This window comes from Sphingobacterium sp. DR205 (assembly GCF_011064245.1).
GTDB lineage: Bacteria > Bacteroidota > Bacteroidia > Sphingobacteriales > Sphingobacteriaceae > Sphingobacterium > Sphingobacterium athyrii.
Genome location: NZ_CP049333.1, coordinates 4549847 through 4562556, shown reverse-complemented (window position 1 = coordinate 4562556; position 12710 = coordinate 4549847). Strand labels below are relative to the sequence as shown.

At 41.0% G+C, this 12710-nt stretch carries 12 protein-coding genes; 11 read left to right on the top strand and 1 reads right to left on the bottom strand.

Annotation, left to right across the window (positions count from 1 at the left end):
* Positions 1-26 precede the first annotated feature (26 nt).
* The 9 genes from G6053_RS19865 (at position 27) to G6053_RS19825 (ending at position 10243) form a co-directional block, all read left to right on the top strand.
* On the top strand, positions 27-284 hold the full coding sequence (locus G6053_RS19865) for a hypothetical protein (RefSeq protein ID WP_165308107.1): 258 nt from the start codon (positions 27-29) through the stop codon (positions 282-284).
* Positions 285-470: 186 nt separating this feature from the next.
* Positions 471-1538, top strand: coding sequence for a 3-phosphoserine/phosphohydroxythreonine transaminase (gene serC, locus G6053_RS19860; protein ID WP_108633226.1), 1068 nt, complete (start codon positions 471-473; stop codon positions 1536-1538).
* Between the two features lie 156 nt (positions 1539-1694).
* A complete protein-coding gene (locus G6053_RS19855; protein WP_165308106.1) occupies positions 1695-2642 on the top strand; it encodes a D-2-hydroxyacid dehydrogenase in 948 nt (315 codons plus the stop codon).
* Positions 2643-2766: 124 nt separating this feature from the next.
* Positions 2767-4080, top strand: coding sequence for an aspartate kinase (locus G6053_RS19850; protein ID WP_108633228.1), 1314 nt, complete (start codon positions 2767-2769; stop codon positions 4078-4080).
* A gap of 13 nt (positions 4081-4093) precedes the next feature.
* Positions 4094-5254, top strand: a complete 1161-nt coding sequence (lysA, locus tag G6053_RS19845; protein ID WP_165308105.1) for a diaminopimelate decarboxylase — start codon at positions 4094-4096, stop codon at positions 5252-5254.
* 105 nt (positions 5255-5359) lie between these two features.
* On the top strand, positions 5360-6121 hold the full coding sequence (locus tag G6053_RS19840; protein WP_206531780.1) for a prolipoprotein diacylglyceryl transferase family protein: 762 nt from the start codon (positions 5360-5362) through the stop codon (positions 6119-6121).
* Positions 6122-6124: 3 nt separating this feature from the next.
* Positions 6125-6361, top strand: coding sequence for a hypothetical protein (locus tag G6053_RS19835; RefSeq protein ID WP_108633231.1), 237 nt, complete (start codon positions 6125-6127; stop codon positions 6359-6361).
* A gap of 13 nt (positions 6362-6374) precedes the next feature.
* Complete coding sequence (locus tag G6053_RS19830; protein WP_108633232.1) at positions 6375-7778, top strand: radical SAM protein; 1404 nt, start codon at positions 6375-6377, stop codon at positions 7776-7778.
* A gap of 119 nt (positions 7779-7897) precedes the next feature.
* Positions 7898-10243, top strand: coding sequence for a mechanosensitive ion channel domain-containing protein (locus G6053_RS19825; RefSeq protein WP_165308103.1), 2346 nt, complete (start codon positions 7898-7900; stop codon positions 10241-10243).
* Positions 10244-10274: 31 nt separating this feature from the next.
* Here G6053_RS19825 and G6053_RS19820 read toward each other — a convergent pair whose 3' ends face one another.
* Positions 10275-11105: an AraC family transcriptional regulator gene (locus G6053_RS19820; RefSeq protein WP_108633234.1), complete on the bottom strand. Its 831-nt coding sequence runs from the start codon at positions 11103-11105 to the stop codon at positions 10275-10277.
* Between the two features lie 107 nt (positions 11106-11212).
* On the opposite strand from G6053_RS19820, the gene G6053_RS19815 reads away from it, so the two are divergent.
* Positions 11213-12127: an AEC family transporter gene (locus tag G6053_RS19815; protein ID WP_108633235.1), complete on the top strand. Its 915-nt coding sequence runs from the start codon at positions 11213-11215 to the stop codon at positions 12125-12127.
* A gap of 133 nt (positions 12128-12260) precedes the next feature.
* The gene (locus G6053_RS19810) at positions 12261-12707 is read left to right on the top strand and encodes a DoxX family protein (protein ID WP_165308102.1); all 447 of its coding nucleotides are present in this window, start codon (positions 12261-12263) and stop codon (positions 12705-12707) included.
* Positions 12708-12710 lie beyond the last annotated feature (3 nt).

The following is a 12710-nucleotide window of genomic DNA, read 5'->3' as shown; positions in this document are numbered from 1 at the left end:
AATTTGATTAAAATTTCTGCTTTTTTATGCACTATGATCAACTTCCCCCTTTTGTAAAAGAATCCACTGTATTTAGTTTGGAAGATAAAACTAAACTGGCTCAGATAGACCGTTTGCCTACTCCACAAGAAGTAGATGAAATTACATCCCTGCCTGAAATTTATGAATTATTAAATGCCTTCATCGGTGATCAATCCTCACGCAATGTCCATCTTCAGCTTAAAGCGAAAGAGTATTTGCAAGATAATCAATTAGATATGGCCTGGAAGGTGCTTCTTCTTTGATTATTTTAATAATCAATCGGCATCTTGTTGTGTGATATTTTTATTGAAATGAATCATAATTTTGTAAATTATCAATAAAAAAACAGAATAGTTGAAAAATATATAATTTTATTTTACCTTTGGTTTTTAAACAACAGATTGCTTTACTAGGGTTCAGAAAGGGCAATCAAACAAACTATAACATCAATGAAACATAATTTTGGAGCAGGTCCATGTATTCTGCCAAAGGAAGTATTTCAACAAGCCTCAGAAGCTGTAATTGATTTTAACAACACAGGTTTATCAATTTTAGAGATCTCTCACCGTTCCAAAGAGTTTGAAGCAGTGATAGATGAGGCGACTCAGTTAGTACGCGAATTATTAGCCGTACCACAAGGATATTCGATTCTTTTCTTGCAAGGTGGAGCAAGTCTGCAATTTGCGATGGCACCCCTAAACCTTTTACCTGAAGGCGGTAAAGCTGCTTATTTAGATACAGGTGTATGGGCGACAAAGGCCTTAAAAGAAGCGAAGAAATTCGGAACAGTAGATGTTGTAGCCTCCTCAATAGATAAGAACTATTCTTATATTCCTAAAGGATATTCAATCCCTTCGGATGCTGCTTATTTTCACTATACCGCAAATAATACAATTTATGGTACCGAGGTGTTTGAAAAACCAGCTACGGAATTGCCAGTAGTTGTGGATATGTCTTCAGATATTTTTTCCCGTGAGATCAATGTCGCAGATTACGATTTGATATATGCCGGAGCACAAAAAAATATGGGCCCTGCCGGTGTGACTTTGGTTATTGTGAAGGATGATATTTTGGGTAAATCAGGACGTGTACTGCCTTCGATGTTAGATTATAAATTGCATATCGATGGCGGTTCCATGTATAATACGCCTCCGGTTTATTCGATCTTTGTTTCGATGTTGAATTTACGCTGGTTAAAAGCAAAAGGTGGCGTTGCTGTTTTGGAGCAGGAGAATATCATTAAAGCACGTGCACTGTATGATGAAATTGACCGTAATCCTTTATTTAAAGGAACTGCAGCTGTTGAAGATCGTTCACGCATGAATGTGACTTTCGTCATGGATACGCCTGAACTGGAAGCGGAATTCTTGGCTTTGGCGAAAGAGCGTAATCTGATTGGTATTAAAGGTCACCGCTCGGTAGGTGGATTTAGAGCTTCGATCTACAATGCATTGCCATTGAGCAGCGTGAATGCGTTAATCGATGCGATGAAAGAATTTGAAGATACGCACAAATAATAAAATTGATTAAAAGTATGCTGATGAAATAAACCGGCTTTACGGAGATCATCATTGATCTGCAAAAGGTTTGTTTGCCTCATCTCATAAAAAGCAAACAGGGTTTAACAGAGTCATTAATACAATGAAAATCGGCCCACATAAATAATTATAAGGATGAAAATATTAGCAAATGACGGTATCGATCCGCTAGGAAAGAAAATGTTGGAAGATGCCGGTCATACTGTAGATACAAACCATATACCTCAGGAAGAGTTAGCGGAAAAGTTGCTTGCTTATGACGCTATTACTGTACGTAGTGCAACCAAGGTACGCCAAGAGCTGATCGACGGCTGTCCTAATCTGAAAGTAATTGGTCGTGGTGGTGTGGGAATGGATAATATTGACGTGGAATATGCGCGTTCAAAAGGCATCGCTGTTGTGAATACACCGGCTGCATCTTCTTTATCCGTTGCTGAATTGGTTTTTGCACACCTATTGAATGGTGTACGGTTTTTATATGACTCCAACAGGAAAATGCCTGTTGAAGGAAATACCAAATTCGGTGCTTTGAAAAAGGCGTACGGTGCGGGAACTGAACTTCGCGGAAAAACAATCGGTATCGTAGGCTTTGGCCGTATCGGTCGTGAGGTCGCTAAGATCGCCATTGGTTTGGGAATGGATGTCGTTTATACAGATCTGTTTGAAGGCCCGAAAGGACTTACCATTGAGCTTTCAGGGGGTATTCAGGTTGAGGTTCCGATCAAACAGGTGGAAATGACCGACTTGTTGAAAGTTTCTGACTTTATCTCCTTGCATGTACCGTTTTTGGATAAACCAGCGATCGGTGCTGCGGAATTCCCATTATTGAAAGATGGTGTTGGCTTGGTGAACGCTTCCAGAGGTGGTGTTATTGATGAGCTGGAATTGGTGAAGGCATTGGATGCTGGCAAAGTTGCATTTGCGGGTTTAGATGTGTTCGACAACGAACCCACACCGCGTGAGGAAATTTTAAAGCATCCAAAGATTTCGTTGACACCACATATTGGAGCAGCGACAAATGAAGCACAAGAAAGGATCGGCGAAGAATTGGCCGGTCTACTGATCGAAAACTTGAAGAAGTAATTCTTCCGCATAGAATTAATATATGCGGCACAAAACTTTCATGATTTTGTGCCGCATTTTTTTTAATATAAATTCATGAATTGCCTATATTGGCGCACAGAAATTTAATAATTGTAACTTTAGTATGAAAGTTTTAAAATTTGGTGGTACTTCAGTAGGAAGTGCAGTACGTATCAAAGGGTTGTTGGATATTGTAAACCCTTCGGAACGTCAGATCGTTGTGTTGTCCGCGGTAGCTGGAACGACAAATGCTTTAGTGGAAATTGGTCAGGCTTACACAGTAGGTAAGAAGGACGAGGCTAAGGATTTGATCAAGAAGCACAAGGATAAGTACGAAGACCTTATTAAGGAACTTTTTAATACTGAAGCTGGCTATAAAAATGGCAAGGAGCTCATTGACTACCATTTTAACCTAATTTCCAGCTTGGCAAATGAGCTGTTTACGCCAATTGAAGAAAAAATTATTTTGGCACAAGGGGAATTGATGTCTACCGCATTATGGCATTTTTACCTCAATGAAATCGGTATCTCATCCGTCTTGTTACCAGCATTGGATTTTATGAAAATCGATGAGGACAATGAGCCTATGGTGGAATATATCGGTGAAAAATTAAACACAATTTTGGCTCAGCATCCAGAGAATACTTTGTTTATCACACAGGGATTCATCTGTAGAAATTCATTTGGTGAAATTGATAACTTGCGCCGCGGTGGATCGGATTATACAGCTTCATTGATCGGAGCAGCTATCCGTGCCGATGAAGTTCAGATCTGGACAGACATTGACGGTATGCACAACAATGATCCGCGTGTCGTAAAAGGGACCACGCCAATTGCGCATCTTAGCTTTGACGAGGCTGCCGAATTGGCTTATTTTGGGGCAAAAATCTTGCATCCACAATCGGTATTTCCTGCACAAAAATACAATGTGCCGGTTCGTCTTTTAAATACGATGGAACCGAACGCCAAAGGAACGTTAATTAGCAAAGATGGTGCACAAAAAGGTTGTATCAGGGCAATCGCTGCAAAAGACGGTATCACCGCCATTCATATTCATTCCTCAAGAATGTTACTTGCTTACGGTTTCTTGCGTCGCGTTTTCGAAATTTTCGAACGCTATAAAACACCTATCGATATGATTACTACTTCAGAAGTAGCGGTTTCATTGACCATAGATGATACGACAAATTTAGCCGATATTATTAAAGAAGTGGAAGACTTTGGTTCTGTTACCGTAGACGGTGATCAGACGATTGTCTGTGTGGTCGGTGATTTCGGTCTGAATAGCCATGGTTATGCCGCTCGCGTACTTGATGCTGTAAAACATCTTCCGGTTCGTATGATTTCATACGGTGGTTCGGACTTTAATGTATCCATTTTATTGAATTCGGATCATAAAACTGAGGCTTTACGTTCATTGCATAATCGTTTATTTTAAGAAAGTAGGTTTTATGATAAATACAGCTATTGCGGCAAAATTCGCAGAGAAAGAAACGCCGTTTTATTACTACGACTTGGCCGTGTTGAACAAAACCTTGGAAGCGGCTTATACTGCTTCCCAAAAAAGGGGATTCCATGTTCATTACGCATTGAAAGCCAATTTTAACGATGTGTTATTAAAAGCTATGCAACAGATCGGTTTCGGTGCGGACTGTGTGAGCGGAAATGAAGTGAAAAAGGCTATTGAATGTGGCTTCGCGCCCCAGAATATTACTTTTGCCGGCGTTGGAAAATCGGATAAAGAGATCAATTATGCACTACAGCAAAATATCTTTGCATTCAATGTGGAGTCTATTCAGGAGCTTGAGGTTATCAACGAACTGGCTTCAAAACAAGGTGTAAAAGCCAATGTTGCTTTGCGAATAAATCCCAATGTTGATGCACATACCCATCATTATATAACAACAGGACTTGACGAGAACAAATTTGGTATTCCAAATGCGGATTTAGAGAAATGCGCTGCTGTTCTTAAGAAATGTGATTTTATAGAGTTGGTGGGATTACACTTTCACGTGGGCTCTCAGATTACCGATATGACGGTATTCAAAAGTTTGTGTGTAAAGGTCAACGAGTGGAAGAACTGGTTTGAGGAACGCGGGACAAAGATCCGTGTGTTGAACGTTGGTGGTGGGCTTGGGATAGACTATAAAGATCCGGATGGCAATCCGATTCCGGATTTTGAAGCCTATTTCGATATTTTTGACCGTTTCTTGGAGCGCAAACCCCATCAGGAAGTTCATTTTGAGCTAGGTAGAGCCTTGGTCGCTCAGTGTGGAAGCTTAGTGAGCCGTGTATTATATGTCAAGAATGGCGTCAAGAAAAACTTTTTGGTACTGGACGCGGGAATGACTGAATTGATGCGTCCGGCTTTGTACCAGGCTTACCATAAAATGGAAAATATCAGTGAAGGCTCGGGAGCGGAGGCGCTAAACTATGATGTTGTCGGGCCAATTTGTGAATCCTCGGACTGCTTTGGGAAGGAAGTGCCTTTGCCTGTATCAAAACGGGGGGATTTGATCGCTATCCGTTCAGCTGGAGCCTATGGTGAGGTAATGGCTTCCCGTTATAATTTGAGAGAAGAAATCAGATTTGTCTACAGCGATCAACTGTAAGAGACGATTTTAGACGAAAACAGATTTAAAGAGCCGGTTCATTTTGTGGACCGGCTTTCTAGTTTTCATGTATAGATATCTGAAATGTCTTTTGTATACTTGTTTATGCTTACAGCGATTGAATTTCCGGTTACCATTGACCTATTTGGAAAAACCTTTCTCTTACATCCGTTTATGGAAGGATTGGGGATGTTTATGGGGATGCGTTATTATCAGCTCCTGAAATGGAAGGATAAGGAGAGTTTAGGGCATACCAATTCACTTTTGATTGTTATTGCTGCGGCCTTAGGCGCCTTGATCGGATCCCATATCATTGGTTCGCTGGAACGTCCGGAGGAGCTGTTGAATGCCGTGAGCAAAATGCGTTACATCTGGTTAAATAATACCATTGTAGGCGGCTTGGCAGGTGGACTGCTGGGGGTGGAACTGATAAAAAAAATCATGGGTAAGAAAGAGAGCACCGGCGATCTCATGGTATTTCCCCTGATAGTTGCGATTATGATCGGAAGGATAGGTTGTTTTTATACGGGGGTATTTGAGCAGACTTATGGACTGCCTACGGACTGCCCATTGGGGATGTACCTTGGTGATGCTTATCGAAGACATCCGGTGGCCTTATACGAAATTGCATTTCTGATGCTGTTATTTGTTTCATTGCAGTGGTTTAAGCGAAGGTTTATATTCCATAATGGTTTACTCTTTCAACTCTTTATGCTCAGTTATTTTAGCTTTCGTTTTTTATTGGATTTTATCAAGCCAAGGGCAATCATTCTTTTTGGGATCAGTACCATACAGATTACCTGTCTTATTGTAATAATTTATTATATTTATTTATTGAAGAATGCACACATAGAAAGGAGGGTCTAAATTATGTATTTACTCGAAGGATCATTTGGTTCGGAAAACACAGCTATGTTGGGCTTGTTTTTACTGTTTGGAGGTGCTATAGTTATTGGAATAGCACTTTTGGTCATCATTATCGGTTCGATTATAAAATCCAATAATAAAGAATCTACATTTAATGTTAACCCTTGGCTGAAAGTATTATTGGGCGGTATTGGAGCAATGATCGCTGGCGGGGTTGCCTGTGGAATAGCACTAAATTAATAGCGATAGATATATGCCAGTTAGAAATTACACCTATTACGATTATACCATTAGTCTGTGTCCGACTTGTCTTTCGCGTGTAGGTGCAAAGATTATCATCGAAGATGAAAAGGTCTTTATGACCAAAAATTGCCCTGATCACGGTTTTTTTAAAACGTTGATCGCAACCGATGTGGAATACTATAAAAATATCCGGAACTATAATAAGGCATCTGAGACACCGTTAAAATTTGAAAATGAGGTCCACTATGGCTGTCCTTACGATTGCGGTTTATGTGTTGATCATGAACAGCACAGCTGTCTTTCTATCGTTGAAGTGACCGACCGTTGCAATCTGACATGCCCCACCTGCTACGCTATGTCTTCGCCTCATTATGGGAGGCATCGTTCACTGGAGGAAATCGAGCGTATGTTTGACAAGATCGTTGAAAACGAAGGTGAGCCGGATGTCGTTCAGATCAGTGGGGGAGAACCAACTATTCATCCAGCGTTTTTTAAGATACTGGATATCGCAAAAACAAAACCGATAAAACATTTGATGCTGAATACCAATGGTATCCGGATTGCAAATGATCCCGGATTTGCTGAACAACTTGCGACTTACGCGCCAGAATTTGAAATTTATCTGCAATTTGATTCTTTCCGACCGGAAGTGCTTGAGAAGTTTAGGGGAAAGGATCTGACTGATGTACGCAAAAAAGCTATTGAAAAGCTCAATGCGTTAAATCTGAGCACAACGCTCGTTGTGGTCCTGGAGAAGGGTACCAATGACGACGAGATCGGAGCAATACTGGATTATGCTTTGAATCAGCGCTGTGTGCGTGGGGTAACCTTTCAGCCCGTGGAGATTGCCGGTAGAAATGCGGAGGATGCCCCGCAGCATAAAATGACACTGACTGAGGTCAGGCAGGAGATCCTCGATCAGTACCCTTTGTTGAATCCGCATGATATCATTCCGGTTCCGTGTAACCCCGACGCGCTGGCGATGGGCTATGTGCTAAAGATCGGTGAGGAAAAGATTCCACTGACACGACATATTGATCCCGCCGTACTGTTAAATAATCAATCCCGTAATACCATTGTATATGAACAGGATACCGGTGTTCAGATGCAGTTGCTGGATATTTTTAGTACGGGTATTTCGGTGGATAAAGTAAAACCCAAGGTAAATCAGCTGTTATGCTGTCTGCCTGAGGTCTGTGCTCCTGAACTCGATTATGATAATCTTTTCCGCATCATTATCATGAATTTTATGGATGCCTATGATTTCGATGTCCGCGCGGTCAAAAAATCATGCGTACATATTGTCAATAAAGATCTGAAATTAATCCCCTTTGAGACAATGAATCTCTTTTACCGTGATGATAAGGCCAAACGGTTGGAAGAACTTAAATTATCGGATGCTATTCGATTTTAGAGTTGGATAAACTATTTTTGCTGGAAAATAATAGGATAGGTTTTTTTTCTGAAACCTCGTTTTGTAGTTCTTCTAAGATCGAAATGGCTATTATTGAAAGAGATTAACAATTTGGGAATATGAAATTGAGCAGCGTTAAGCATTTCATTGCGGTTATCAGTTTTTTGACATTACATTTCTACGCCTTCGGACAAGATTCGGTGCAGGTAAGAAGAGGAGGAACGGCCAATACCGACGGGTCGGTATCACATACGGGTTTAAATAGAAGATTAAGTGCCGATTCGACTCGAATGGGGAATGATTCGCTGCGCAATGATCTGCGGAAAGTCAATCTGACGTTCCTGTCCAATATTCGCACGGCATCAATGGCGGAATTTGTGGCTCAACTAAATGAAAGATCCAATTCGTATGCGGCGACTAGTAGCAACTCAGCAAAAGACTCCGTCGCGACCATAAAAAACGCAATTTCCGAAGAAATTAAGCAGCTGAGATCTATTAAAGGAAGTATCGCTAATTATTCCGGCAGTTTAAGTAGCACACAAGATCAGATCAGGGGTATCATCAGCCGATATGCTATTAGTGCCAGCAATCACACGCGCGCCTATCAATATCTTAATAATGCCCAACTTCGGCTGGCTGCAAAGATGGATTCCCTCGAATCGATCAATCGTACAATTGATGAGCTTATCATCAAGGATCAGCGGCATCTCAATAGATTAGACCTGATTCCCGAAACAAAAGCTGCTGCTAAGAAAGCGGATGTTGCTCCGGGCAAGAACTCAATCTGGAAAGCCAATACGACAAGTATTTCGAAAGATGTACTCTTGGACAATATTCGCAGTAATTATAGTAATAATAAATCCATAGACAAATATGTCAATCGCACGGATTGGGCGAGCCGGATTTTGTTGATTGTGCTCGGGCTGGCCTATTCGTATTGGATCGTACGGGTGGCTTATATTCTGAAACAGAATGATCCGGAACATAAGCTTGCCATCGATGCCATTGTCGGGAAAACCATTATCTTGCTGCTGACATTACTGCCCTTTGTCAATTTCTTTACACCATCCTTTATTTTACAGGCCTCTCAGCTGGTGATCATGTTAATCTTCATGTATCTATTGCGGCATAAAATGACGGGACAGCAGCGTAAGATTGCCTTGATTCTGATCATCTTTTACCTATTGGATGTCTTTGTCAATATGATTGTAAGTGATGATCTGTTTTTGCGTATCATCTGTATCGGCTTTAATCTGATCGCATTGGGATTGGTAAGTTATACTAAAAGACGTATCAAGAATCCGGAGAGCCCGGGGTATATCAGTAATTTTATCTATGTGGTGTTTGCTGTCTTAAATATCACGGCGATTACATTGAATGTCATTGGACATGTGGAGCATTCACGCAGCTTCAGCATCGCATGTGCCGTAGGCTTGGTGCAATCATTTACCTTACAGTATTTTGCTGATATGATCAGAGCAGATGTCCGCAATCAATTCAAAAAAGACCGTTTGGTGTCGGGATTCTGGATGCGCTTTAATGAGCAGCGCACTTTGGCGATTATAACAGAGATCCTTCGTATTGTATGTGTCCTGTTGGCAATTATTGTCCTGGCAAATAACCTCCAGTTTATTGACAGCTTATTGGAACTCAGTGAGACGTTTTTTGGCAAGGTGCGTAGCATCGGCAGCATCTCCTTTACCTTAGGCAATCTCGTTGTTGCGGTACTGCTGTTGCTTGTGGCCAATTGGTTTCAAAAGAATATCAGTCTCATTGTGCTCGGTGGTGAAGATGGCCAGCTAAATCAGGCCTATAATCAGAAAATGACGCTCTTTCCGCTATTTCGTTTGGCGATTATTCTGATCGGCTTTTTCATGGCTATCTCGGCTTTGGGTATGAGCCTTGATAAACTTACCGTCGTCATTGGAGCACTGAGTGTTGGGATCGGTTTAGGGATGCAAAATATCATTAATAATTTTGTGTCGGGGATCATTCTTGTTTTTGATAAGCCTTTTCGGGTGGGCGATCAGATCGAACTGGCCGACAAAAAAGGGCGTGTCAAAGAGATCGGTATCCGTGCCAGTGTATTGAAAACTGCAGACGGCGCCGATGTGATTATTCCCAACGGTGATTTACTTTCGGGTAGAGTTGTCAACTGGACCTTATCTCAAGAGTATAGCAAAGCAAGTTTTGTGCTTCATATTGATCGGAAGGCAGACCTTGATCAGGCGAAGCAATGGATTAATGATGCAATGACGGCGAGCCCATATTTCGTCAAAGAACGGGATAGCGGCATCAGTGTGCAAGATATCAGCGAAGAAATGATCTATTTAAGCGTTTCCTGCTGGGTGAATTTCGCCGCGAATGTCTCATCTTTTAAAAATGATGTGCTGATTATCCTTTACAAGCAGTTTGAAGAAAAAGGATTGAAATTCTATAGTATCCTATCTCCTAAAAATAACTAAAAGAGTTTGTTAGCCCCTGTAGTGTTGCGGATTATTTCGTCTGGAGTTTTCTATAGGTTGTTGGACTGTATCCCTTTGTACGCTTATAGAAATGGGACAAATGGCTTTCATCAACAAATCCTAATTCCTGAGCAATCTGTTTTAGTGTGTATGCAGTGGATTTAAGTCTATGTTCGATTAATTCGATGCGGTACATGTTGATGTAGTCTCTTAGGCTACTGCCAAAGTTCTTCTTAAAATAGATGCCAAAATAAGTCGGAGCGATATTAAATTTCTGTGCTATTGTTTTTATCTGAAGATACTCAGGCGTAAAAATATGCTGATGGATATAAGCTGAAATCGAGCTGTCCAGCTGAAGTGTATGTGTTTGCGGCAAGCGTTTTATCTCGGATATTTCTTTATAAAGTCCAAAGATGGCAAGTAGTTGATCAAATAACCACTGTGCGGTCTGGCTGACTGCTGCGAGGCTGTATAACCTGACTGCCTCCATAAGATGAGAAAAGATCAAACGGTGGTGTTCGGTCAGGACGAGTTTATTTTCTCTTAGCCCTCTGTCGTTCATTAACTCCATAATCCATGCATATAATTTTTGCTGACGTCGATTTTGCAGAAAATAGCTGTCCGTAAAAAGAATAAACAGAAAATGTGTTTTTTCCTGTATGTTGAAGTAGTGCCTATCTGCGGGACTCACAAGAAAAATATCACCACGTTCGTAATCCAATTCAAATTTATTGATGACCTGCTTCCCACTTCCGGCGCGAATGTAAACTAATTCATAGTAATTCTGCTCATGCATGGGGAGGTGAAAGGTATCTTCCACAAATTCGCTGATCAATAACGGTTCAAATTGTTTTTTTCGCATGTTCTTTTGATAGATAGTGCTAAATGTACATAAAAATAATGTATTTATACATGTTTTTCCTAGGACTACTATTGCACTTTTGTGTTGTCTTAAATTGTAGGAAAAACATGGTTAATTTTATAATGATTGCGTTTTGTATCGCTGCTGGCATGCTGTTAAGGAAAGCAAAGTTGATCCATGCTGAGGCACATAAAGGAATCAATACCTGGATACTTTATTTTGCGCTTCCGGCGGTTTCCTTCAAGTATATCCCAAAGATTGTCTGGTCTTCAGCGATGTTGTTTCCGATTTTTTCAGCAATTTTGGTATGGGCTGGAAGCTGGTTATTTATGGAATGGTACTGTAAGCGAAAATCCTATAAACAGCGTTCCAGAAGCAGTCTGGAGTTGGCGGCAGGCTACAGCAATACTTCCTTTATTGGGTTTCCGTTGATCATGGCCTATTTCGGAGAGGCGCAGTTGCCGATAGCTATTATTTGTGACCAGACAACGTTTATCTTATTGTCCACTGTGGGGATTATCAATGCCCTGAAAGCAAATCTGCATGAAGGGCAATCCATTGATGCAAAATTTATGGTGAAGAAGCTGATTACTTTTCCCCCTTTGATCGGATGTCTCCTCGCATTGACCTTATCCCAATTTGTTGACTTCAGTATGGCTGAACCCTTTTTTGATAAACTCGTAGCGACGGTAGGACCATTGGCACTATTCTCTATCGGTTTACAATTGAAGTTTGATGGCTGGCGCCAACAAGCCGCACAGATCAGTACAGCCATGATCTATAAATTGATTTTGGCTCCGCTGTTGGTCTTGTCATTTGCATTGCTGTTGGGCGTAAAAGGTCCTGTGGCACGGATCAGCATTTTCGAAGCTGCTATGCCTACGTTGGTCACTTCGGGTATTATTGCCGAACAATATCACCTCAATACAAAATTGGTGAACTTAGTGATCGGTTTTAGTATTGTAGCGGGACTAATAACAACTGCATTGTGGGATCTAGTGATTCAGTTTGTGATAGCCTGATCTGTTTCACGACCTTTTAATCCTCTCCAGGCCGCGCGACCGCAATAGCTTGTGTATTAAAATGATACTAGGAACAACTTTTTTGTGTTTCAGCTGTTATAGCAGTATAACCATCTATAAAAGGAGGTATATTATGAACCTGATACATAAAATTGAACATTGGGGAAACGTCCATCACCCACAATGGATTGATTACCTAAGAATTGCCCTGGGCATCATGATTTTTGCCAAGGGGATAAGTTTCGTAAACGATAGGCAAGTGGTTGAGCACATGATTGAACAGAGCAGTTTCCACCTGTCCATATGGGGAGCTGTTCATTATGTGGTCTTTACGCATCTGGTCGGTGGCCTGTTTCTTATTTTGGGTTTTCAAACCCGTTTAGCGGCCTTATTGCTGTTTCCTGTCTTGGTGGGAGCTGTCTTTTTTGTCAACATCACCAACGGCTTTAGTTATTTGAATTCCGAATTATGGCTTTCGATAGTCGTATTCTTTTTGTTGATCTTTTTTATGGTCATGGGATCTGGAAAATACTCCCTTGACAATATGATGAACAAACCTGGATACAAAAGGGATATCTAAAAA

Coding starts and splice junctions, on each gene's coding strand:
- G6053_RS19825 (WP_165308103.1), top strand. CDS start 7,898: ATGAAATTGAGCAGCGTTAAGCATTTCATTGCGGTTATCAGTTTTTTG.
- lysA (WP_165308105.1), top strand. CDS start 4,094: ATGATAAATACAGCTATTGCGGCAAAATTCGCAGAGAAAGAAACGCCG.
- G6053_RS19865 (WP_165308107.1), top strand. CDS start 27: ATGCACTATGATCAACTTCCCCCTTTTGTAAAAGAATCCACTGTATTT.
- G6053_RS19820 (WP_108633234.1), bottom strand. CDS start 11,105: ATGCGAAAAAAACAATTTGAACCGTTATTGATCAGCGAATTTGTGGAA.
- G6053_RS19840 (WP_206531780.1), top strand. CDS start 5,360: ATGCTTACAGCGATTGAATTTCCGGTTACCATTGACCTATTTGGAAAA.
- G6053_RS19815 (WP_108633235.1), top strand. CDS start 11,213: ATGGTTAATTTTATAATGATTGCGTTTTGTATCGCTGCTGGCATGCTG.
- G6053_RS19830 (WP_108633232.1), top strand. CDS start 6,375: ATGCCAGTTAGAAATTACACCTATTACGATTATACCATTAGTCTGTGT.
- G6053_RS19835 (WP_108633231.1), top strand. CDS start 6,125: ATGTATTTACTCGAAGGATCATTTGGTTCGGAAAACACAGCTATGTTG.
- G6053_RS19855 (WP_165308106.1), top strand. CDS start 1,695: ATGAAAATATTAGCAAATGACGGTATCGATCCGCTAGGAAAGAAAATG.
- G6053_RS19810 (WP_165308102.1), top strand. CDS start 12,261: ATGAACCTGATACATAAAATTGAACATTGGGGAAACGTCCATCACCCA.
- serC (WP_108633226.1), top strand. CDS start 471: ATGAAACATAATTTTGGAGCAGGTCCATGTATTCTGCCAAAGGAAGTA.
- G6053_RS19850 (WP_108633228.1), top strand. CDS start 2,767: ATGAAAGTTTTAAAATTTGGTGGTACTTCAGTAGGAAGTGCAGTACGT.